The sequence below is a fragment of the Kineococcus deserti genome (assembly GCF_050871945.1).
Lineage (GTDB): Bacteria > Actinomycetota > Actinomycetes > Actinomycetales > Kineococcaceae > Kineococcus.
In genome coordinates this window covers 1-22,185 of the sequence record NZ_JBJLSI010000003.1, presented here as the reverse complement: position 1 = coordinate 22,185, position 22,185 = coordinate 1, and the positions used below count along the sequence as shown (strand labels likewise).

Sequence of the window (22,185 nt, the reverse complement as noted above, 5' to 3'; positions counted from 1 at the left end):
TTGATCGCCGGATCTGAATCCTTGATCACGGAGGGGTGGGGGGCCCCGGGGGGTGGGTCGGCTCCCCGGGGCCGTTGTGGTGCGGGTGTCAGAGGGTGAGGACGGTGCCGCCCTGGACGACGGTCCGGGGGTGCTTCTCGTCCCAGACCACGGCGAGGTCCTCCAGCGGGTTCCCGTTCCACAGGACGAGGTCGCCGCGGGCACCGGGTTCGACCCGGCCCAGGTCGTCGCGCTGCAGGAGCGCGGCGTTGGTGCGGGTGGCGGCACGCAGGGCGCCGAGCGGGCCGAGGACCTCGGCCTGCAACCGCAGCCCGGTCAGCTGCTCGTCGGCGAGTTCGCCCATGAGGTCCGAACCCCAGCCGGTCCGCACGCCCGCGGCGCGGGCGATCTCGACCGCCTCCTGCCCCGAGCGCAGGACCTCGGCGTTCTTCGCCCGCGACACCGGCGCGAGCCCGACCTCGACCCCTCGCCGGTCCATGGCGTCGTACGCGGCGAGCGTCGGCACCAGGAACGCGTCCGCGGCGGCCATGACCGCCGCCGTGGGCCCGTCGAGGAGGTTCCCGTGCTCGATCGAGCGCACCCCGTTCCCGACCGAGTGCACGATCGCCTCGGGCGAGTAGGCGTGGGCCGCGACGTAGCTGCCGCGCCGGGTGGCCTCGGCCACCACGACGGCGATCTCCTCCGGGGAGTACTGCGGGATCCGGATCGGGTCGGTGTAGGAGACCACCCCACCCGAGGTCATGATCTTGATGGCGTGCGCGCCCTGCCGGAACCGTTCCCGCACGGTGCGGCGCAACGGTTCCACCCCGTCGACGACCTCGCAGGTGTGCCCGCCGCACGCCGCGCACCCCGGGTCCTCCACCGAGCGCCAGTCCCCGTGCCCGCCGGACTGGCTCAGCGCCGCCCCGGTGTACAGGTACCGCGGCGAGGCCAGGTGGCCCTCGGCGATGGCCTTGGCGATCCCCGCGTCCCCGCCGGCGACGTCGCGCACGGTCGTGACACCGCGGCGCAGCGCGGCCGACAACCGGTGCTGACCGGCCAGCGCGACGTAGCTGAGCGGGGTCCGCTCGATGGCGTCGGTGTGCAGGTGCACGGCGTAGGCGTGGAAGTGCGCGTCGATGAGGCCAGGCGTGACGACGCAGCCGGCCGCCGCCACCTCCCGCACCCCGCCGGGGACGCGCAGCCGGGGACCGATCTCCGCGACGACCCCGCCGGCGATCCGCACGTCGGCCTCGAGCAGTTCCGGCGACCAGCCGTCGAACACGAGGGCGTCGCGGACGACGAGGTCCCCGCCGGGTTCAGCCGACACGGGCGCTCCTCAGTTCCGTCGTCGCGTGCTCGTCCACCGTGCCGTCCGCCGACACCACGACGCCGTACTGCGAAGCCGCGGCGCCGACCGAGACCAGTTCGTTGCGGACGTCGCGGGCGACGGCCGCCGGGTCACGCTCGAACGGGTCGCCGTACCCGCCTCCGCCGCCGGTGTTGTTCGCCAGCACCTCACCCGCCGCGAGGTGGACGTAGCGGCCGGAGGTGTTCTGCGCCCGGTCCGTGCCCGGGTTGCTCACCATGTGGTTGTTCGTGCCGGGCATGCCGCCCTGGAGCGGGTACGGCGCCGACTTCGTCTTGTACACCAGGCAGATCGCGCTGGAGTCGGCGAGGAACCGGTAGACGCGGCTGACGCCGACACCGCCGCGGTGGCGCCCGGCGCCACCGGAGTCGGGGCGGTAGCCGTAGTGGTCGATGACCATCGGCGCCTTCGTCTCCAGGACCTCGACGGGGTTGTTCCGGCAGCCCGGCTCGGACAGGTGCATGATGCCGTCCTCGCCGTCGCCGCCGGCGTGGCCACCGAAACCGACGGCCTCGTTGGTCGCCTCCAGCCAGGACTCGCCGGTGCGCGGGTTCACGCCCAGGCCCATCATCGAGCTCACGTCCCCACCCGACGACGCCGGGATCCGGTCGGGCATCCCGACGGCGAGGGCCTTGAGGACCACCTCGCCGGCCAGGATGTTCGTCCACAGCGTGAACGTCGGCATGGGCGGGACGGCGTGCACGACCGAACCGGGTTCGGTGATCGTGCGCAGCGGGGCGAAGTTGCCCGCGACGACCGGGGTGTCCGGCGTCGTCAGCGCCTTGAAGATGAGGCTGCTGATGGCTTCGGTGCCGCCGTAGGGGACGTTGATCGGCCCTTCGACGTCCCGGTCGGTGCCGCGCCAGTCGACGATGAACTCGTCGTCGGTGACGGTGACGGTGACCCGCAGCGTCACGGGGACGTCGAGCGAGATGCCGTCGGAGTCGACGAGGTCCTCGGCCGACCAGGTGCCCTTCGGCAGTTTCGCCAGGGCGAGCCGCGCCAGCTTCTCGCCGTGCTCGTTGATCGCCGCCATCGCCTCCACGACGGCGTCGACGCCGTGCCGCTCGACGATCGCCTGGGTGCGCCGCACACCGGCGAACACGGCGGCCACCTGAGCCTGGATGTCGCCGATCGTGCGGTCCGGGATGCGGCTGTTGAACTGGATGATGTTGTAGATGTCGGTGTTCTGCTGCCCACCGGTGTAGAGCCGCACGGCGGGGAAGAAGATCCCCTCCTCGTACATCGAGCGCGAGTCCAGGACGTACCCGGGGTCCTTCTGCTGCAGGTCCAGGACGTGGATGCGGCAGGAGGCGTACCCGATGAGGCGATCACCGGCGTGGATCGGGGCGAACACCAGGACGTCGAGCGCGTGCGCGGACGACCAGTACGGGTAGTTCAGCATGAACACGTCACCCGCGCCCATGGCCTGCGGGCCGCCGAGGAACTCGACGGCCTTCTTGATGCCGTAGTCGTTGCCGCGGGTGAACAGGGCGACGCCGGGGGCGTCGGCCACCACGTCGCCGGCGGCGTCGTGGATGCCGATGCCGTAGTCGCGGATCTCGTAGACGACGGTGTTGTACGCCGTGCGGCTCAGGCTCTTGGCGACCTCGTCGGCCGCGAACAGGAGCGCGTGCCGGATGACCTCGTTGGTGATGGCGGAGTTCTGGCCGCTCACGCGCGCTCTCCCTCTGACGTGGTGGCGATGTCGATCACGAGTTCGCCCAGCCGGCCGACGGTCAGGACGTCACCGGCGTGCAGGACGGTCGTGGCCGTGTGCTCCACCACGACGGCGGGCCCGGTCACCTCGTCGCCGGCGAGCAGGTCCTCACGCAGGTGCAGGGCGTACTCCACCGGTCCGGTCGCGGTGTGCACCGGACGGTGGCCGAACGGCTGCGGCGCACCACTCCCCCTGCGTGCGACGACCGGCAGTTCGGGGTCCTCGATGAGACCCACGGCCCGCACCCGGAACGTGGTGATCTCCACGGGTGCGTCCTGGACGTGTCCGTACTGACGCAGGTGCAGGTCGGCGAACACCCTCGCGACGTCGTCGACGAAACCGGGCCCGACCGCGGGGGCGGGCACCGACACCGCGTGCTCCTGGCCGGAGTAGCGCACGTCCAGCGAGCGGGTCAGGGCCGAGGACCCGGGCGTGAACCCCTCGTCGGCCAGCGCCTGCCCGGCCTCGGTCTCCATCCCGGCGAAGATCGCCTCGACGTGCCGCAGCCGGTCCTCGCCGAACTCGGCCAGCGGGGTGACGACGGTGCGGGCGTAGTCGTGCTGGACGTCGGCCATCAGCATGCCGAGGGCCGAGAACGCACCCTGTCCCGGGGGGACGATGACGCGGGGGATCCCCAGTTCGTGGGCGACGTCGACGGCGACCAGTCCTCCGCCGCCGCCGAACGACAGCAGGGCGAAGCCGCTGGGGTCCAGCCCGTTCTCGACGGTGATGGCGCGGACCGCACCGGTGATCTTGCTGACCGAGATCTGCAGGATCCCGCGCGCGAGTTCCTCCAGTCCCATGTTCAGCTCGTCGGCGATCGGTTTGAGAGCCCCGCGGGAGAGCTCCTCGTCCAGCCGCAGGGTTCCGCCCAGCGGTGAGTCCCCGCCGAGGTGCCCCACGACCACGGCCGCGTCCGTGAACGTCGGCTGCGTCCCGCCGCGACCGTACGCGGCGGGCCCGGGCACGGCGCCGGCGCTGGCCGGGCCGACCTGCAGGGCACCCGCGTCGTCCAGCCAGGCCAGCGAACCACCGCCTGCGCCGATGGTCTGGATGTTCAGCGAGCTGATGTTCAGCGGCATGCCCTCGAACTGGGCGCCCTGGTGCATGAGCGGCTGGTGGTCCAGCACGAGCGAGGCGTCCAGGCTGGTGCCGCCCATGTCGATGGTGATGAGGTCGGGAACCCCGATGAGCCGGGAGAACGCGGTCGCGCCGACGACCCCGCCGGCCGGGCCGGACAGGATGAGGTTGGCGGGCTGGGCCTTCGCCGACGTCACGGTCATCGCCCCGCCGCCGGAGCGGGAGACGAGGAACCGGCCGGCGAAACCGTCCTGCGCCAGCCGGCCCTCGAGGACCTCGAGGTAGGTGCGGACGATCGGCTTGATGTAGGCGTCCAACACGGCGGTGCTGGTGCGTTCGTACTCGCGGTACTCGCGCGACAGCTCGTGCGAGAGCGAGACCGCCACGCCGGGCGCGACCTCGGCCAGCACGTCGCGCATGGCGAGCTCGTTGGCCGGGTTAGCGTAGGCGTGCAGGAACGCCACGGCCACCGCGTCGTAGCCGCCCTCGGCGATCCGGGTGGCGACGGCCCGGGCGTCCTCGACGTCCAGCGGGGTGCCCACCGTCCCGTCGAACCAGCTGCGCTCGGTGACCTCGAAGGTGTCACGCCGTTCCAGCAGCGCCGGCGGCTTGCGGTAGGTGATGTCGTAGCTGACGTTGCGGTCGGTCCGGCCGAGCAGGTAGACGTCGCGGAACCCGCGGGTGGTCACGATCGCCACGCGGGCGCCGGTGCGGGTGAGCAGGGCGTTGAGCCCCAGCGTGGTGCCGTGGTTGAACATGCTGACGGCGCCGGGTTCGACGCCGGCGGCCGCGAAGGCCGCGAGCACGCCCTCGGTGGGCGCCTGGGTCGTCGTCGGGACCTTCTCGAAGCGCAGGGCGCCGGTGGCCAGGTCGAGTCGGACGACGTCGGTGAAGGTTCCGCCGACGTCGATCGCGATGCGGGTTCCGTGGTCCACGCGGGCTCAGCCGTTCCACTCGCCGGTGAAGTCCGGGCTGGCGTCGAGCGTCTCCTTCGTCGCGAAGGCCTCCACGTCGCTCACGGTGTTCATGTCGATGTAGGTCGGAACCTCGGTGCCGTCGAGGTGCTCGACGAGCGACTTGACGCCCTGCGATCCCATGCTCACGGGGAAGTTCAGGTAGTCCCACTTCCACCGGCCTTCGCGGACGGCCGTCACGGCCTCCTGGGTGCCTCCGCCACCGGACAGGTGCACGGTGGACGGGTCGATCCCGGCGTTCTCGAAGGCCACCTCGGCGCCGAAGGTCTGCTGGTCGGCGTTCGACAGCACCGCGTCGAGGTCCGGGTTGGCCTGCAGGACGTTGGTCATGGCGGTCAGCGAGGCGTCGCGGTCGTACTTGCCCTCGACCGTCGCGACGACCTGGATGTTGTCGTGCCCTTCCAGGACCGCGTTGTAGGCGTCGGCGCGCTCGACGTCGAGCGCGGTGTTCAGCTGGCCGACCATGATGGCGACCTTGCACGGGTCGATGTCGGCGCAGTGGTCGACGACCTCCTCGGCCTGCTTGGTCGCCGGGTCCGCGGGCGGCTGCGCGATCGTCTGCACGACCTCCTCGACCTGCGGCTCCATGTCGCTGATGTCCGGGCCGACCGGGTTCAGCAGGGTGACCACCGGCAGCGGGCTGGCCAGCGGGAACGCACCGGTGAGGGAGACCCCGTCGTTGGGGACGACGACGATGCCGTCGAAGTCGCCGGAGGTCGCGATGTTCTGGATCTGCGCGAACTGCTCGTCGGAGTCGAACTGGCCGTCGTAGCTGCTGATCTCGACGTTGCCGAGCTCGGCGGCCGCGGCCTCGGCCCCCTCGAGGACGGCCGCGTTGAAGCCGTTGCCGGCCGAGGCGATCATGACGGCGATGCGGTAGGTGCCGTCCTCGGAGCCGGCCGCGTCGGACCCGCTGCCGCAGGCGGCCAGGGAGAGGGAGGCCGCGCACACGGCCGCAGCGAGGGTGAGCCCCCGGCGGCGGGTGGGGGACGGGACGGAGCGACGGTGCATCGAGCTACCTCCTGAGCGGGACGGGCGTCGCTCAGTACAATGTCACACTCGATGTTTCACATGTGTTACCTCACGCGCACGAGGTGGTAACAGCCCGGCAACGCCAGCGGGCGCACGAACTCCCCGGGGTGGCCCTGCGGCGACCACCCCGGGGAGCGCCTGACCGCCCCGGGGGCTCAGAACTCCTGCAGGTGGTCCCGCAGCGTCGTCCCGGTGTACCCGTCGCGGATCAGCCCCCGCCGACGCAGCGCAGGGGCCAGTGAGTCGGCGATCTCGGCCACGTTGCGGCGGGTGACGGGAAGCGCGACGAGGAAGCCGTCGCCGCCGACCTCGTCCATGACCTCGCCCATCTGGGCCGCGACCGAGTCGGCCGTGCCGACGAGCTCGACCGACGACTGGTCGCTGCGGGCCAGCAGCACCTCGCGCAGCGTCTTGCCGGTCGCCGCGATCTTCTGGTAGGCGGCGTAGCTGGACTGGTGCCCGTTGACCCGGTCGGTCAGGTCGGGCAGCGGGGCGTCGAGGTCGAACTGCGTCATGTCGATGCCCGCCATGTAGCTCAGACCCGACAGCGCGTCGTCGATGTTCTCGGCCATCGCCTTCTGGTTGGCCGCGTGGATCTCGCGCGCCTGCTCGTCGGTGTCGCCCAGGACCGGCGAGACGAGGTGCAGCAGCTTGGCCGCGTCGGGTTTGCGGCCCGCCGCGACGAGGAGCCGCGTGAGGTCCTCGCGGTACTCCTTCATCGCCGCGACGCCGTGCACCGCGGCGATGATGGTGTCGGCGTGACCGGCCGCGAACGCCCGGCCGGCGCCCGAGCCACCGGCCTGGCAGATGACCGGGTGGTGCTGCGGGCTGGGCACGGTGTTCAGCGGGCCGCGCGTCCTGAAGAACTCGCCCTCGAAGTCGGCGTAGTGGACCTTGCCCGGGTCGGCGAAGTCGCCGCCGGTCGCGGACCGGTCGAAGGCGTCCGGCTCCCACGTGTCCCACAGCGCCTTGACCGCGCGGACCCACTCGTCGGCCATGCGGTAGCGCAGGTCGTGCTCGAAGTGCTGGTCGTACCCGAAGTTGCGCGCCGCGGCGTGCGGGGAGGAGGTGACGACGTTGATGCCGGCGCGGCCCTCCGCGAGGTGGTCGATGGTGTTCGCCAGTCGCGCCGCGATGTACGGCGGGTAGAACGACGCCGACATCGTCCCGACGACACCGATGTGCCTGGTGGCGCGTGCGATGAGCGGGATGAGCGGGAACGGGTCCTGCCGGATCGCCCCGGTGCGCACGGCGTGGGCGAAGTCGCCGCCGTGGTCGTCGGGCAGGACCGGGGCGTCCTCGAGCATGATGTAGTCGAAACCGGCCGTCTCCAGCGCCTGGGCGGTCTGGATGAACAGCTCCGGGCGGGCGACGTCGCGCCGCACGTTGCCCGACCACCGGCCGTCCAGCGCGTACGCGCCGAAGCCGTAGTTGTAGAACCAGCCCAGGTGGAACACGCGGGTCTCCGATCAGAGGTGTTTGACGAGGAACGAGGCGAGGTTGTCGTGGGCGACCGCGGCGGCCGTCGCAGGGTCGAACCGCGACAGCAGCGCGGTGCCCAGGGCCGGCAGGTCGGCCGGCCGCTTGAGGCCGTCGAGCAGGTTCTGCCCGTGGTCGGGACGGCCGGCGTCGTCGCTGGCCGCGTCGGTGACGTCGTAGACGTCGAGGATGAAGTCGATGCCGAGCCCGACGCCGTCCGGGCCGACCGCCTCGAGCAGGTGCGCGACGTGGTCGAGGTAGTGCCCGATGGTGCTCGGTGCGCCGACGAAGTCGCCGAACGCGTTGGCGCACACCAGCGACGACGTGTCGCGGAACACCGCCAACTGCTCGTCGGACAGGTTGCGCGGGTGGTCGTGCACGGCCTTGACCGAGGAGTGCGAGGCGACGAAGGGCCTCTGCGCGATCCGCGCGACGTCCCAGAACCCGTTCTGCGACAGGTGCGAGACGTCCAGCAGCATGCCGAGCTGCTCCATCTCGGCCACCGTGGCCCGGCCGAGCGCGGTGAGCCGCCCGCCGGTGTCCTCCTCCCCCACACCGTCGGCCATCATGGTCCGCCGGTTCCAGGTCAGCGAGAGCATGCGGACGCCCGCGCGGTGCAGGGTGCGCAGGATCCCCAGGTCGCGGCCGACGGGTTCGGCCCCCTCGACGGCCAGCACCAGTGCGGTGCGCCCGGAGGCCTGGACGTCCAGGACCTCCTGACCGGAGAACGCCAGCGCCACGTGCTCGGAGTGCCTCCCGGCGAACCGGTGGGCCTCGTCGATCATCAGCAGGCACCGTCGCAGCGCCGCCTCCTGCACGAACACGTCGTCGGTGTAGATCGGCAGGACCTGCAGCCGCACGTTCCCGGCCTGCAGCTGCCCCAGCCAGTAGTCGCCGAACGGGTCCTCGACGCCGGCCTCGCGGCGGGCCTGCACCCACATGAGCAGGTCGTTGTGGCAGTCGGCGAAGCGCATGCTCACCGCACGGCCTCCAGCTCCCCCGGGAAGTGGCAGGCGACCTGCTGGGCGGTTCCCGTCGCGGTGTCCGCACCGTCGAGCGCGCGCAGTTCCGGTGCCCGCTCGCGGCAGACCGGCCGGTCGAACCCGACGGGGCAACGGGCCGCGAAGGGGCACCCCGTCTCCGGGCGGCGGGACTGGGGTTCACCACGCAGCAGCACGCGCTGCTTCGCCCCGCTGCGCCGCGGGTCGGGCGCCGCCGACAGCAACGAGGTGGTGTACGGGTGCAGCGGCCGGCGGAAGAGGTCCTCCGACGTCCCGGTCTCGACGACCTTCCCCAGGTAGAGCACCAGGACCCGGTCGCAGAAGTACTCCGCGGCGGCCAGGTCGTGGACGATGAACAGGTACGTCAACCCCAGCCGGCGTTGTTCGCGCCGCAGCAGCGTGAGCACCTGCGCCTGCACCGAGACGTCGAGGGCCGAGATGGGTTCGTCCAGGACGGTGAGCTCGGGCTGCAGCACCAGGGCCCGGGCGATGGCCACCCGCTGACACTGCCCACCGGACAGCTCCCCGGGCCGGCGGTCGAGGAACTGCTCGCCCAGGCCGACGTCGGCGAGCAGCTCGGTGGCCCGGCGGCGGCGTTCGCCGGCCGCGGTCCCGTGCACGGCCAGCGGTTGCTCGACCAGGGCGAGCACGCTCATCCGCGGGTCCAGCGAGCCGAAGGGGTCCTGGAACACCATCTGCAGCCGCCGGCGTTCGCGCCGCAGGGCGGCACCGCGCAGCGTGGTCAGGTCGGTCCCGCCGAGTTCGATGCTCCCCGAGGTGGTCTCGCCGATCCGCATGACCGCACGGGCCAGCGTCGACTTGCCGCAACCGGACTCGCCGACGACGCCCAGGGTCTCGCCGGCCCAGACGTCGAAGCTCACGCCCTGCACGACGTCGTAGCGCTTGCGGCCCGTGGCGTACGAGCGGCTCACGTCGCGGACCGACAGCACCGGTGGGGCGGTGCGGTCGACGGTGTTGCCCGCCACCGTGGCGGTCGCCTCAGACACCCCTGCTCCCTTCGAGATCGACGTCCTGGCGGCCGGCCCCGACACGGTCGAGGTGGTGGCACTCGGCCAGGTGCGTGCGGGCCGGGTCGACGACGACCTGCGGCGGCGCGACCGTCCGGCAGGTCTCGTCGGCGAACCGGCACCGCGGGGCGAACGAGCACCCCGGCGGCAGCGCGGTCATCGCCGGCGGCGCACCCGGGATCCAGACGAGCTCCTCGTGCCGGCTGCGGCCCGGCAGGGGCAGGCTGTCCAGCAGCGCCCGCGAGTACGGGTGCGCCACCTGACCGAACAGGTTCCCGGCGGGCACCTGCTCGACGAGCCGACCGGCGTACATCACGAACACCCGGTCGCAGAACTCCGAGACCACCCCGATGTCGTGGCTGACCAGCACGACGGCGATCCCGAGCCGCTCGACGAGGGAGTCGAGCAGTTCCACGACCTGCGCCTGCGTCGTGACGTCGAGCGCCGTGGTGGGTTCGTCGGCGATCAGGACGGCGGGGTCGTTCGCGATGGCGATGGCGATGAGCACGCGCTGGCGCATGCCGCCGGAGAACTCGTGCGGGTACTGCCGCAGCTTCGCCGTGGCGTCCGGGACGCCGACGGAGGTGAGCAGTTCCGCGGCCCGGGCCGTGAGCTGCGCGCGGGAACGCTTCGGCTGGTGCCGGCGCAGCGCCTCGGCGATCTGCGACCCGATGGTCTTGACCGGGTCCAGCGAGGTCAGCGGGTCCTGCGGGACGAGGGCGATGCTCTTCCCGCGCAGCCCGTCCATCGCCTTCTCGTTCCCGTGGTCCACCGGGGAACCGAGCAGCTCGACCGTGCCGGAGGCGATGCGGCCGCCACCGGCGAGCAACCCCATGACGGCCAGGGCCAGCGTGGACTTGCCCGAACCGGACTCCCCGACGATCCCGACCTTCTCGCCCGGACGCACGACCAGGTCGACGCCGCGCACGACGTCGACGTCACCGTAGGCCACGTGCAGGTCGCGGGCCGCGAGCACCGGGGCGTTCACGCGCGGCCTCCCGCCGTGCGCAACCGCGGGTCGGCGATCGCCATCACGACGTCGGCCAGCAGGTTCGCCAGGACGTACAGGACGGCGCTGAGCAGGATGAACGTCTGGACGACGGCGAAGTCCTGCCGCTGGATCCCCTGCACCAGCACCTGCCCGATCCCCGGCCAGTTGAAGACGGATTCCACGAGGACGCTCCCGGTGATCATCGAGGCCAGGACCATCCCGCTGGAGCCGATGGTCGGCAGCAGCGCGTTGTGCAGGACGTGACGGCGGTGGGTCGTCCAGCGCGAGATCCCCTTGCTGCGCACGACCGTGACGAACGAGGCGCGGGACACGTCGGCCTGGTTGGCGGTCAGCAGCCGGGTCAGGAACGCGCCGGGGACGATGGCCAGGCTGACGGCCGGCAGGACCAGGTGCGCCAGGGCGTCGGAGAACACGACGACCTGCCCGGCCAGCAGCGCGTCCACGGTGTACAACCCGGTCACGTGCGGCGGGGGCTGCAGGAAACCGGTCAACCGTCCCTCCGAGCCGGGCAGGACCCCCAGGCCCGAGGCGAACACCAGGACGAGCACCAGCGCGACCCAGAACTGCGGGGTGCCCAGGCCGACGAGGGACAGGACCTTGGAGACCATCCCGATCGGACCCCCGCGGTAGCTGGCGACGGTCGCGAGGAACAGCGCCCCGACGATCGCGAACACGAACGCGTACAGCGACAGTTCGATCGTCGCCGGCAGGCGCGCGCCGATGACGGCGGAGACGTCGGCGCCGTTGGAGTAGGAGAAGCCCCAGTCGAGGCGCACGAAGTCGCTGACGTAGTTCAGGTACTGCACGGGCAGCGGATCGTCGAGGCCGAGCTGGGCCCGGATGCTGGCGACCGCCTCCGGTGCGGCGAGCGGGCCGGCGATGAGGCGTGCGGCGTCACCGGGCACGGCGCGCAGGATCACGAAGGAGACGATCGAGGCCAGCAGCAGCGTCTGCAGCACCCCCAGCACCTGACGGGCGATGCGACCGGTCACTTCGACCTCCTCCCCGCTCCGCGACCCGCGTTCCGGCGGGCGGCCAGGTGGACGGGCAGGCGGTCGGCCAGCAGGTTCACCGCGACCACCATGAGCAGCAGCGCCAGCCCGGGGAACACCCCGACCCACCACTGCCCGGTGAGCGCGTTCTGCAGTCCCTCGGTGATCATCGCTCCCCACTCCGGGGTCGGGGGCTGGGCGCCCATGCCGATGAAGCTCAGCCCGGACAGCGTGAGGATCACGTTGCCGAAGTTGGCGGCGACCTGGACGGTCAGCGTCGTCGAGAGGTAGGGCACGACGTGCCGCACGGCGATGCGCGGCGTCGACAACCCGATGGTGCGGGCGGCCTCGACGAAGGGTTCGGCCGTGCTGCGCCGCGCCTCGGCGCGCAGGGTGCGCGCGAACACCGGGACGACCGTGACGACGATGCCCAGCACCGCGGTCTCCAGTCCCGTCCCGAAGGCCATGGTGATGGCCAGCGCGAGCAGGAACGACGGGAACGCCATGACGGCGTCCAGGACGCGGACGACGACGCCGTCGACCCAACGGGGTCCGAGTCCGCACACCAGCGCCAGGGCCAGGCCGACCGCGCCGCCGACGACGACGGCGATCGTCCCGCAGGCGACCGCGATCCCGGTGCCGACGGCGACGCGGGCGAAGACGTCACGGCCCTGGTTGTCGGTGCCGAACCAGTGCCCGCTCCCGGGCGCCAGCAGGGTGTTCGCCACGTCGACGCGGTTGGCCTCGTCCCGCAGGACGAGACCGACCACCGCCAGGACGACGAACACCGCCACCAGCGCGAGACCGACGACGAGCTGGCCGTCGTTCCACCACCCTGCCCGTCGCGCCCTGCGGGGCGCGGCACTCGCGCTGGTCGCGATGCTCACCACGTGCTGCTCCTACCCGCGCCTCAGCTGGCCTTGGCCCAGCGGCGCATGTCGGTGGCCTGGTCCCAGTAGTAGGTGGTGCCCTCGCGCACCACGGCGGCGTTCCCGTCGAGGTAGAGGACCACCTTGGGCGAGGCGGCGACCCAGTTCTTCGTCAGCTGCGCCAGCGCCTGTCCCTGGACGGCCGGGTCGGTCGCGCTGCGGGCCTGGTCGAGGAGCTCCTCGTTGCCCGGAACGCACACCTTGCCGGTGTTGTAGGCGCTGGAGCAGGCCTCGTCGTACTGCAGGTAGTACCCCGCGCTGTAGACGGCCGGACCGTCGAGGCGCAGCGCCATCTGCGTCGTGCCGTTGTAGACCGCGTCACCCCAGGCGCTCTCGCTCAGCGGGTTGACGGTCACCTCGATGCCGATCTCCTTGAGCGAGCTCTGGACGATCGTCGCGATCGACGTCTGGGTCGGGTCACCGGAGATGACGTCGAGGGTCACGTCCAGCGGCGTGGTGACACCGGCCTGCGCGACGAGTTCCTTGGCCTTGGCGACGTCGTAGGTGCGCGCGGCGGAGTCGGCCTCGCTGAAACCGGTCATGGTCGGCGGGATCGGCCCGTAGTACAGCTCGCCGTAACCCTTCAGGACGTTGTCGAGCAGGTCCTGGTAGGGGATCGCGTACGTGACGGCCTCCCGCAGGGTCGGGTTCGTCCACGGCGCCTTGTCGTTGGGCAGCAGGATCTGCATGTTCTGCGTCGCGACGTCGTCGACGACCTCGAGGCCGTCCTGGCCGTCGACCGACGCGGCGGAGTTCTTGCTCAGCCCGAGGGTGACGTCGGTGCTGCCGTTCTGGGCCTGCAGCAGCAGCGCCGCGTCGGACTTGACCCAGGTCACGACGATCTCCGGGGAGGCGGCGGCCTCGCCCTTGAAGTTCTCGTCGCGGGTCAGCACGGCCTTGGTGCCGGGTTCGTAGGAGGTCAGCCGGAAGGGGCCGGAACCGGCGTCGTGCGAGGCCATCCAGTCGTTCGGGGTGTCCGCGACGACGCCGCCGTTGGCCTCGACGAGCGAGGGGTCGACGATCGAGGCCGCGTCGGTGGCCAGCGCCAGCGGGAAGTCGGGGTCGGTGCGCGAGAGCGAGAACTCGACGGTCAGCGGGTCGACGACGGTGATCTCGGAGATGAGGTCCGGGTCCTGGAACAGGTCGTTGACGATCGAGGCGCCGCACCCGTTGACGGCCAGGACGCGGTCGATGGAGTACTTGACGGCCTCGGCGTCGACGGCCGTACCGCTGGAGAACGTCCACCCCTCGTTGAGGTGGAAGGTGTAGGTGAGCCCGTCCTCGCTCACGTCGAAGCTCTTGGCCAGGTAGGGCTCGGTGACCGTGGGGTCGACCTCCTCGCGGCCGTCCTCGCCCGTGGTCGTGCCGTAGTCCAGCAGCTGCACGTAGAGCTGACGGGTCAGCCGGCTGTCGTCGATGGTGCACCCGCTCGCCGGGTCCAGGGTCGTGGGAGCCACCGACATGGCCACGTTCAGCGTCTGCGAGGAGGCGCCGGAGGCCTGTCCCTCGGGCGGGGCCTGCGCCGTGCAGCCGGCCACCACCAGGGCTCCGGTGACCGCGGCCGCGGCCGCCCAGCGTCGCCGGGCGAGGGTCCGCCGGAACCGACGAGGAACGCTCATGTGTCCTCCACGAACAGCCTGTGCCCGGCAGACCCCGAGCAGGTGGTGGGTAACGTATTACGTACCACCGCAGAGGACCAGAGGTTTCCGGATTCGTAACACAGCCGAAACGCCGGTCCGAGCCTCAGCCGGCGTCGAGCGGGCTCTCGCTCCAGTCCTCGCGCACGTGCTGCAGGTGCTCGCGCATGAGCCGCGCGGACACCTGCGGGTCGGCGGCAGCGAGCGCCTCGAGGAGGGCGACGTGCTCCTGGGCGGAACGCAGGACGGCCGCCGGGTCGGCCAGCAACCGCGTGCGGTCCCGCAGACCCGCCACGACGGAGACGAGCTCGTCGTTGCCGAGCAGCCCCAGCAGACCCAGGTGGAAGCGCCGGTCGGCCTGCAGGAACTCCACCATCGAGCCCGCTTCGGCCGCGGCGGTGATCTCCGCCGCGATGGCCTCGAACCGGGCCTTCTCGGCCCGCAGCCGGTGGTCGCCGGTGAGGCGGGCCATGGCCGGGACCTCGAGCATGAGGCGCACCTCCAGGACGTCCAGGCGCTCGCGTTCGCTCAGCTGGACGACCCGGAACCCCCTGTTGCGCACCGCTTCCACCAGCCCGGCGTGCTGCAGGTCGAGCATCGCCTCGCGCACCGGGGAGTTGGAGACGCCCAGCTCGTCGGCGAGCGCCGTCACCGAGTAGATCTCGCCCGGGCGCAGCTCGCCGGAGACGAGGCGCTGCCGCAGGACCTCCAGCGCCTGGTCGCGCAGGCTCACGACTCCCCGCAGGCCGCCGACCAGCGGCTCGGCCGTCATCGACCGCTCCGGTGCGCCTGCAGGACCGCGTCTGCCACGACCAGATCCTCCCAGGACATGCCCGTGCTCTTGAAGACGACCGGGCGGTCGGTCGCCAGGGCCGTGCGCCCGGTCACGACGTCCACGAGCGGCACGAGGTCCGCGGGAGCCACGGCTCCCTCCGCGACAGCGAGGACGACGTCCCCCGCCTCGCGCAACGCCGTCGCCCGGTCCTCGACCACGACCTGCGCCCGCGCGAGCAGACCGGCGGGCAGTTCCCGCCGGTCCGGCTCGTGGGAGCCGACCGCCACGACGACGGCGTCGGGCCGCACGTCCCCTGCCGCGAACAACGGCGTGGCCGCCGTCGTGGCGCACACGACGACGTCCGCCTCCCGCACCGCGCTCGCCTGGTCCCGGCTCCCGGCCGCGACGAGGCTGCTCGGGGTGCGCAGGCCGGCTGTGTCGGGCTTGCTGTTGCGGTGGACGAAGATCATGTCCCGCAACGCTTCCGGTCCGAGCACGTCCTCCAGTGAGGCGGCGTGGGCGACGGCCTGGGGACCGGCGCCGAACACCACCACGCGCAGGCCCGCACGGCCCGCGAGGCGGGAGTGGACGGCCGTCCAGGACACCGCCGGTGTCCGCAGGGACGTGACGGCCGGCCCGTCCAGCAGCGCCGCCGGGGCGCACGTGACCGGGTCGACGACCAGGTAGATCCCCTGGATGCGGGGTGTGCCCACCGGGACCGTCTCCGGCGCGACCGTGAGGATCTTGACGCCCGACCGGTCACCGGTGTGCGCGGGCATCACCAGCAACTGGCCCCCCTCGCCCCAGCCCAGGACCAGTCGCTCCCCATCGGTCGCGGGATCGAACCCGGCCCGCAGCGCCTGCTGGAGGGCGGCGACCGCGGCAGCAGGGGACAGTGCGGCGGTCACCTCGTCGGCCGTCAACAGCGGCAGGTCCACGCGGAGCCTCCTCGGGGGTAGAGCGTTACACGTTATCCGCTCGACCACTGGTTCGGGAGTGCGTGGAAGATTCTCGGCCGACGGGGCCGCCGTCCGGGACCGCTTCGTCAGCCCGCGGGGCGGATCAGCCCCACGTTGAACCCGTTCCCCGCCACGACCACCGCGTTGTCCGGCACCACGGTCACCGGAACGGCGTGCGGCACGACCGTCGCCGGCGAGGCCGGGTCGGTCTCGCCGGTGAAGTTCGCCCCCCACGCCACCCGGACGGGGCCGTCGGTGCGGGTCGCGACGACGTGGGAGCCGCCCGCCGAGACCTGCGCGATCCCGCTCGTGGCGCGCGGCAGGAACAGCGGGTCGGTGCGGCCGTCGGCCCCGACGGGCGAGGCGGTGCCGGTGCCCAGTTCGGCCAGGCCGTTCCACCCCCAGGCCGACAGGGTTCCGTCGATGCCGACGGCGTAGGTGGCGTGCTCGGACCCCTCGACCTGCCGCACGGCGCGCCAGCCGAGGTCGCGCGCCGGCCGGTCGGGGGTCAGCGACGTGTCGGGTTCGGTGGTGAAGTCCCACCCGAAGGCCCACACGCTGCCGTTCACCCGCAGGACGGTGGTCTGGTGGTCGCTGGACGCCACCTCGAGGGCGTCGGTGAGGCCGGGCACCGGGGTGGCCACGAGGTCGGCGCCCCAGGTGAACACCGCCCCGCCGCGCACGACGGCGACGCCCTGGTCGAGTTCGGCGGACACGTCGAGCGCCGGGGCCGGCAGGACGACCTGCTGGGGCGTGGTGGCGACGACGGTCCCGGGCGCCGTCCCGGGCACCCACCCGAACTGCCACACCCGCCCCGCGCCGTCGAGGGCGAGGGCGGTCGTCGGCGAGACCGCGACGTCGACGATGCCGCTCAGCCCCGCGACGGCCACCGGCTGCTCGCTCCAGAGCGACCCGTCGACCCCGCGCCCCCACCCCCAGACGCTGCCGTCGGCGCGCCGGGCCAGCACGTTCCCGCCGCCGGCCTCGACCTGCACGACGTCGGTGACGTCCTTCGGTCGCGGTTCGCGCGTCGGCACCTCGGGGTTCGGCCACTGCACGACCGCGCAGCCCTCGGCGCACTGGTCGGAACTGCTGGACCGCCTGTCCTGCAGCACGAACGCGGCCGTCCCGACCGACCGCTCGCCGCCCACGACGAGCATCGACACCGTCCGCGGCGCGTGGTTCAGCATCCACGTCGCGCTGGGGACCGAGGGGTCGTCGGGGGCCGCGGTGAGCAGCACGACCTGACGCTGCAGCGCCGCGACGGGGGCCACGGCCAGCGCGTCCGCGCCGCCCCCGGCGTCCGCACCGGAGGCGACCACCACCCCCTCGTCGTCGAGGAAACCCCGCGCGATCGACCAGTCGGCGACGGCCGTGGCGGTCGCGAACCGGTCCGGTCCCAGCAGGCGCTCGGTGGTGATGCCGAGCGCACCGAGGCCCTCGGAGACCGCCGAGTTCACGGCGTTCTCGCCGCCGAGCACCACGACGTGGGTGATGCCCAGCGCGACGAGCGCGTCCCGGGTGGCGTCGGGCAAGCGGTCGCGTTCGGACAGCAGGACCGGCAGGCCCCCGGCGTAGGCGGCCGGGCCCGCCGCGACGGCGTCGGCGAAACCCGCGCCGGTGGCCAGGAACGCCGTCCGGCGGCCCTCGACCTCGCCGACGGCGCTCAGCTCCCGCGCCACCTCGGCCGCCGTGCCGTAGCGGTCGGCGCCGGCGACGCGCGACACCGTGGCGCCCCCACCCGTGAGGCGGGCGACGGCGGTGTCGGAGATCCGGTTCGTCCCGCCCACGACGACGACCGCCGACGGCCGCAGCCTCGCGTACGCCTCGGCGGTCGCGGCGGACACGGTGTCGCCGTCGGCCAGCAGGATCGGGGCGTCCAGGTCACCGGCCAGCGCCGAGGCGGCGAGGGCGTCGGGGTACGACGTCCCGGACGCGAGCACCACCGTCGGGCTCGTCGCGTAGGCCGTCGTGGCGAGCAACGCCGCGGTGTCGTAGCGGTCCGCGCCCCGCACGTACGTCATGGACGAGGCGACGGGCCCCTCCTCCGAGACGGCCGCGACGGCTGCCGGCGCACCCCACACGCACGCGGCGACTCCGGCGGCGACGACGGCGGCGATCCCCGCAGCGGCGGTGCGCGGGCGACGGTTGTCGAGCGTTCTCGTCATGGAACTGTGCCTCCCCCAGGCTTCGCCGAGAACCTAGTGGAGACGGGCGGCTCGCGGTGGCTGTTCGGGAAGTTCGCCGGCTCGACGCTCAGGAGCCGGCGGCGGCTGACGGCACGGCCGGACCCGGTCCTGCCGGCCTCAGACCGGGGGCGCTCCAGGCAGGCCCTGCCTCAGCACCACTCGTAGCGGTACCCCGCCTCCCCCCGCGGGACCACGTCCCGGTCCCGCAGCAGCACCGACACCCGACCGCCCCGGACCGCGCAGGCGGCGGTGAAGAACTCCTCGCCGTCGTCGGTGTACTCGATCTCGACGACGTGGTCGCCGTACAGGTCGGTGTAGGCGGCGCACTCGTCGTAGACCTGGCAGCTCTCGGTCACCACGAAGTCGAAACCCGCCGCGGCCACCTCGGCGGCGGTGAGTTCCGCGGCGTTCTTCTGCGCGATGGCCAACCCGTCGCGGTGGGCGCGCGCGGCCAGCAACCGCACGAACTCGAGGTTCCCCTGACGCGTGAGCAGCCCGCCTGAACGCGTCCAGGTGTCGAGGTTGTCGGGTTCGACGGCCTGGAAACCCGCCGCGGCGCACCCGTCGATCCACCCACCCACGATCTCGGCGAGCGCAGCCCGGTTCGCGGTGGAGGTGGTGTCCAGCAGGTACTCCCCCGGCCAGGCCGGGTCCTCGACGGGTTGGCCGCCCGCCCGCAGCAGCAGGTCCGGGTGCTGGGTGAGCCAGAAGTCCGCCTCCCCCGGCTGGGTCTGGAAGGCGTTGACGTAGCAGATCGAGTACCGGCCCGCGGCGGGTTCGGTCTCCCGGTCGCGGATGACGACCCGGACGGCAGGGTCGGGGACGTAGGCGCCGCCGAGCTGGTAGTCGACGACGGCGCCGGCCGGCGGCGGCGCGGCGGTCGGCGGATCGCCCACGCCCGTCGTGGCCGCCTCCACGACCGCCGGCGGTACTGCAGCGGCTCCCCCGAACACCAGCCCGGCGTCCGGGATCGTGGCGGCGCGGTCGGCGAGGAAACCCGCCACGTGCGGTCCGAGCAGCGTGCTCGTGAGCAGCAGCGGTGCGCCCACCCGCCCCAGGACCGGTCCGGAGGCCAGGGCGTCCGCGAGGTCGCCGGAACCGTTCGCCAGCCCGAAACCGTTGGCGGGCATCCCGAGCTGGTCGATCGCGTGGTCGGCGATCCGGACGGCGGTCTCGTACCGGTCCGCGCCGGCGATCCTGTCGTCGGCGCCGAACACCGACGCGACCGCCTCCGGAACCGCCCGCTGGCCACCGAGGACGACGACGTCGGCGTTCGGGAACCGCTGCACCACCCCCAGGGACGCGGGCGACGGCGCGTCCGGGGAGATCAGCAGCACCGGTGCACCCAGCGCGGCGGCGACCGGGCCGACGGCGGCCGCGTCGGCCGGACCGCTCGCGAGGAAGATCGTGTCCGGGTCGGCCCCGGCCACGAGCCCGACGAGCCGTGCCGACGTCTCGTACCGGTCGGCGCCCGCAGCGCGGCGGACGGTGAACTCCCCGAGCTGGGCCTGCACCGCCGGACCGATCGCGGCCGGCCCGCCGGCCAGGACGACCGTGTCGGCACCGAGCCGTTCGATCTCGGCCATCGTCGCGGCCGGAACCTCGTCGCGGCCCGTCAGCAGCACCGGACCGTCGAACGCTGCGGCGACGTAGGAGCTGGCGAGCGCGTCGACGGTCGAGGTTCCCGCCGCCAGGACCACGGTCCCGGCCGAGGTGAACGTGGCCGAACTCGCCGCGACGGCGGTCGCGTACCGGTCGGCGCCGGCGAACCGCTGGACGGTGGCCGCCTGCGCGGACGGAACGGTGTCCGGCACCCCGAGAACCGCCAGGAGGGGAGTCAGCACGGCGGCCGCGGCGAGCCGGCGGGGAGGACGCATGGGAGGACCGTTCGTTCGTCGTCGAGCAGGAGGAACCCTCGTGGCGTGGGTCGTCGCGCTCGACGGCGGCGCTTCCGTGCCCCGCGCTGACCCGTGGATCGTCGTCGGATCGTAGTGGGTCCAGGCGGCGCGGGAGGCGGCGAGGAGCCGCACGTGCGCCGCACGGCGGCGCAGCAGCCGCCGCAGGGACGGCGCCGGCACCAGGTGGGCGAGCGCCGCACCGAGCGGACCCGCGGGGGCGGTGGTGCCCGTGCGGTCGGGCAGGCACAGTGGCCCCGTGACGACCCTGTCCCGGAACCGGCGGACCGGCTGAGATGACCGCTTCCCCGGTTCCCTGGTGGCGCAGCGCCGCCATCTACCAGGTCCTGCCCCGCAGCTTCGCCGACGGCGACGGTGACGGGGTCGGCGACCTCGCGGGGCTGCGGGCGCGGCTGCCGTCGCTGGCCGCGCTCGGCGTCGACGCGGTGTGGATCAACCCCTGGTACCCCTCGCCGCTGGTGGACAACGGCTACGACGTCACCGACTTCCGCGACGTCGACGCCGCCCTGGGCGGCCTGCCCGCGGCCGAGGAGTTCCTGCGGGAGGCGCGCGGGCTGGGCTTGAAGGTCCTGCTGGACATCGTGCCGAACCACACCGCCGACGACCACGCCTGGTTCCGCGCCGCGCTGGCCGGGGACGAGCGGGCCCGGGCGCGCTACCTGTTCCGCCCCGGCCGCGGGCGGGACGGTGAACTGCCGCCGAACGACTGGGAGAGCTGCTTCGGCGGGCCCTCGTGGACGCGCACCACGAACCCCGACGGGACGCCCGGGCCGTGGTACCTGCACTCCTTCGCCCCGGGACAGCCGGACCTGGACTGGCGCAACCCCGAGGTGCGCGAGGAGTTCGTGGAGGTCCTGCGGTTCTGGTTCGACCGCGGCGTCGACGGTTTCCGCGTCGACGTCGCGCACGGGCTGGTGAAGCAGGACGGCCTGCCCGACGCCCTGGGCCGTGACCGGCGCACCGAGGAGCACCCGGGCTGGGACCAGGACGAGGTGCACGAGGTGTACCGGCAGTGGCGGCAGGTGGCCGATTCCTACGACCCGCCGCGCGTGTTCGTCGCCGAGGCGTGGGTGGCCCGCCGTGAACGGCTGCCGATGTACCTGCGGCCCGACGAACTGCACATGGCGTTCGAGTTCGACCCGCTGCACGTGGCCTGGCGGGAGGGTCCGTGGCGACGGGTCGTCGAACGGGGCCTGGCCGTCGCCGAACTCACCGGCGCGCCGAGCGCGTGGGCGCTGACCAACCACGACGTGGTGCGGCAGGTGACCCGCTACGCCCGGTCCCAGCCGCCCGAGCACGGTTCCAACGTGAGCGAACGGGCCCGCTGGGGCAGTGAGGTTCCCGACTACGCCCTGGGCCGCCGCCGCGCCCGCGCGGCGTTCCTGCTCACGGCCGCGCTGCCCGGCCTGGTGTACGTCTTCAACGGCGAGGAACTGGGTCTGGAGGAGGTCGAGGACATCCCGGCCGAGCGCAGGCTGGATCCGATCCACCACCGTTCCGGCGGCGTCGATCCGGGCCGGGACGGTTCCCGCGTGCCGCTGCCCTGGTCCGGTGAGCGGCCGCCGTTCGGTTTCTCCCCGCCCGGTGCCCCGGAACCGTGGCTGCCGCAGCCGGCGGCGTGGGCGGCGCTGACGTACGCGGCGCAGGACGACGATCCCGACTCCACGCTGAACCTGTACCGCGCCGCGCTGGCCGGTCGGCGCGAACTGCTGGCCGGCGCCGGGCCGCTGGTCTGGCGCGAGGCGCCCGACGGCGTCCTGGCCTTCGACCGCGGCACCACCTCGGTCTGGGTGAACTTCGGGCCGCACGACGTGGCCCTGCCGCCCGGTGCGGAGGTGCTGCTGCGGTCCGCTGCGGGGGCGGAAGGGGTGCTGGCGGTCGACACCGCCGTCTGGTTCGGGCCCGGGCGGGACGTCCCGGCCGGCTGACGGTCCCCGGAGCCGTCGCGGGGAGCCGCGTCGGGGGGGGGGGGGGGGGGGGGGGGGGGGGGGGGGCCGGGGGGGGGGGGGGGGGGCGGGGGGGGGGGGGGGGGGGGGGGGGGGGGGGGGGGGGGGGGGGGGGGGGGGGCGGGCGCGGCGGGGCGGCGGGGGGGCGCGGCCCCGGGGGGCGCGGGG

General features: G+C 73.2%; 16 protein-coding genes. 1 reads left to right on the top strand and 15 read right to left on the bottom strand.

Annotated elements, in window-relative coordinates; translation table 11 throughout:
• Positions 1-88 precede the first annotated feature (88 nt).
• The 15 genes from ACRYR2_RS03265 to ACRYR2_RS03195 all read right to left on the bottom strand — a co-directional run bounded on the left by ACRYR2_RS03265 (position 89) and on the right by ACRYR2_RS03195 (position 20,032).
• Entirely contained in the window at positions 89-1,309 is a 1,221-nt protein-coding gene (locus ACRYR2_RS03265) for a metal-dependent hydrolase family protein (protein ID WP_432561396.1), read from the bottom strand.
• Positions 1,299-3,026 carry a hydantoinase B/oxoprolinase family protein gene (locus ACRYR2_RS03260; protein ID WP_432561395.1) on the bottom strand — a complete coding sequence of 576 codons (1,728 nt, stop codon included), beginning with the start codon at positions 3,024-3,026 and terminating at the stop codon, positions 1,299-1,301. Before ACRYR2_RS03260 ends, ACRYR2_RS03265 begins: the two co-directional genes overlap by 11 nt.
• Positions 3,023-5,083 (bottom strand): hydantoinase/oxoprolinase family protein, encoded by a 2,061-nt coding sequence (locus tag ACRYR2_RS03255; protein WP_432561394.1) that lies wholly within the window; start codon positions 5,081-5,083, stop codon positions 3,023-3,025. Before ACRYR2_RS03255 ends, ACRYR2_RS03260 begins: the two co-directional genes overlap by 4 nt.
• 6 nt (positions 5,084-5,089) lie before the next feature.
• Positions 5,090-6,133, bottom strand: a complete 1,044-nt coding sequence (locus tag ACRYR2_RS03250) for a sugar ABC transporter substrate-binding protein (RefSeq protein ID WP_432561393.1) — start codon at positions 6,131-6,133, stop codon at positions 5,090-5,092.
• A gap of 176 nt (positions 6,134-6,309) precedes the next feature.
• Entirely contained in the window at positions 6,310-7,611 is a 1,302-nt protein-coding gene (locus ACRYR2_RS03245; RefSeq protein WP_432561392.1) for an NtaA/DmoA family FMN-dependent monooxygenase, read from the bottom strand.
• Between the two features lie 12 nt (positions 7,612-7,623).
• Positions 7,624-8,607 (bottom strand): dipeptidase, encoded by a 984-nt coding sequence (locus ACRYR2_RS03240; protein WP_432561608.1) that lies wholly within the window; start codon positions 8,605-8,607, stop codon positions 7,624-7,626.
• 2 nt (positions 8,608-8,609) lie between these two features.
• The gene (locus tag ACRYR2_RS03235; RefSeq protein ID WP_432561391.1) at positions 8,610-9,641 is read right to left on the bottom strand and encodes an oligopeptide/dipeptide ABC transporter ATP-binding protein; all 1,032 of its coding nucleotides are present in this window, start codon (positions 9,639-9,641) and stop codon (positions 8,610-8,612) included.
• Positions 9,634-10,650 carry an ABC transporter ATP-binding protein gene (locus tag ACRYR2_RS03230; protein WP_432561390.1) on the bottom strand — a complete coding sequence of 339 codons (1,017 nt, stop codon included), beginning with the start codon at positions 10,648-10,650 and terminating at the stop codon, positions 9,634-9,636. The genes ACRYR2_RS03235 and ACRYR2_RS03230 overlap by 8 nt, the downstream gene beginning before the upstream one ends.
• Positions 10,647-11,666: an ABC transporter permease gene (locus tag ACRYR2_RS03225; protein WP_432561389.1), complete on the bottom strand. Its 1,020-nt coding sequence runs from the start codon at positions 11,664-11,666 to the stop codon at positions 10,647-10,649. Before ACRYR2_RS03225 ends, ACRYR2_RS03230 begins: the two co-directional genes overlap by 4 nt.
• On the bottom strand, positions 11,663-12,553 hold the full coding sequence (locus ACRYR2_RS03220; RefSeq protein ID WP_432561388.1) for an ABC transporter permease: 891 nt from the start codon (positions 12,551-12,553) through the stop codon (positions 11,663-11,665). Before ACRYR2_RS03220 ends, ACRYR2_RS03225 begins: the two co-directional genes overlap by 4 nt.
• A gap of 23 nt (positions 12,554-12,576) precedes the next feature.
• The gene (locus tag ACRYR2_RS03215; RefSeq protein WP_432561387.1) at positions 12,577-14,214 is read right to left on the bottom strand and encodes an ABC transporter substrate-binding protein; all 1,638 of its coding nucleotides are present in this window, start codon (positions 14,212-14,214) and stop codon (positions 12,577-12,579) included.
• Between the two features lie 124 nt (positions 14,215-14,338).
• Positions 14,339-15,004 carry a GntR family transcriptional regulator gene (locus tag ACRYR2_RS03210; protein ID WP_432561386.1) on the bottom strand — a complete coding sequence of 222 codons (666 nt, stop codon included), beginning with the start codon at positions 15,002-15,004 and terminating at the stop codon, positions 14,339-14,341.
• The gene (locus ACRYR2_RS03205) at positions 15,001-15,945 is read right to left on the bottom strand and encodes an ornithine cyclodeaminase family protein (protein ID WP_432561385.1); all 945 of its coding nucleotides are present in this window, start codon (positions 15,943-15,945) and stop codon (positions 15,001-15,003) included. Before ACRYR2_RS03205 ends, ACRYR2_RS03210 begins: the two co-directional genes overlap by 4 nt.
• Positions 15,946-16,052: 107 nt before the next feature.
• On the bottom strand, positions 16,053-18,134 hold the full coding sequence (locus ACRYR2_RS03200) for a cell wall-binding repeat-containing protein (protein WP_432561384.1): 2,082 nt from the start codon (positions 18,132-18,134) through the stop codon (positions 16,053-16,055).
• Between the two features lie 170 nt (positions 18,135-18,304).
• Positions 18,305-20,032: an endo alpha-1,4 polygalactosaminidase gene (locus ACRYR2_RS03195; protein ID WP_432561383.1), complete on the bottom strand. Its 1,728-nt coding sequence runs from the start codon at positions 20,030-20,032 to the stop codon at positions 18,305-18,307.
• Between the two features lie 314 nt (positions 20,033-20,346).
• Between ACRYR2_RS03195 and ACRYR2_RS03190 the strand changes: the two genes are divergently transcribed.
• Positions 20,347-21,999, top strand: coding sequence for a glycoside hydrolase family 13 protein (locus ACRYR2_RS03190; protein ID WP_432561382.1), 1,653 nt, complete (start codon positions 20,347-20,349; stop codon positions 21,997-21,999).
• Positions 22,000-22,185 lie beyond the last annotated feature (186 nt).

Bases quoted from the DNA above. Each gene is read 5' to 3' on its own strand.
- ACRYR2_RS03195 (WP_432561383.1), bottom strand. From the start codon at position 20,032: ATGCGTCCTCCCCGCCGGCTCGCCGCGGCCGCCGTGCTGACTCCCCTC.
- ACRYR2_RS03215 (WP_432561387.1), bottom strand. From the start codon at position 14,214: ATGAGCGTTCCTCGTCGGTTCCGGCGGACCCTCGCCCGGCGACGCTGG.
- ACRYR2_RS03250 (WP_432561393.1), bottom strand. From the start codon at position 6,133: ATGCACCGTCGCTCCGTCCCGTCCCCCACCCGCCGCCGGGGGCTCACC.
- ACRYR2_RS03200 (WP_432561384.1), bottom strand. From the start codon at position 18,134: ATGACGAGAACGCTCGACAACCGTCGCCCGCGCACCGCCGCTGCGGGG.
- ACRYR2_RS03210 (WP_432561386.1), bottom strand. From the start codon at position 15,004: ATGACGGCCGAGCCGCTGGTCGGCGGCCTGCGGGGAGTCGTGAGCCTG.
- ACRYR2_RS03190 (WP_432561382.1), top strand. From the start codon at position 20,347: ATGACCGCTTCCCCGGTTCCCTGGTGGCGCAGCGCCGCCATCTACCAG.
- ACRYR2_RS03240 (WP_432561608.1), bottom strand. From the start codon at position 8,607: ATGCGCTTCGCCGACTGCCACAACGACCTGCTCATGTGGGTGCAGGCC.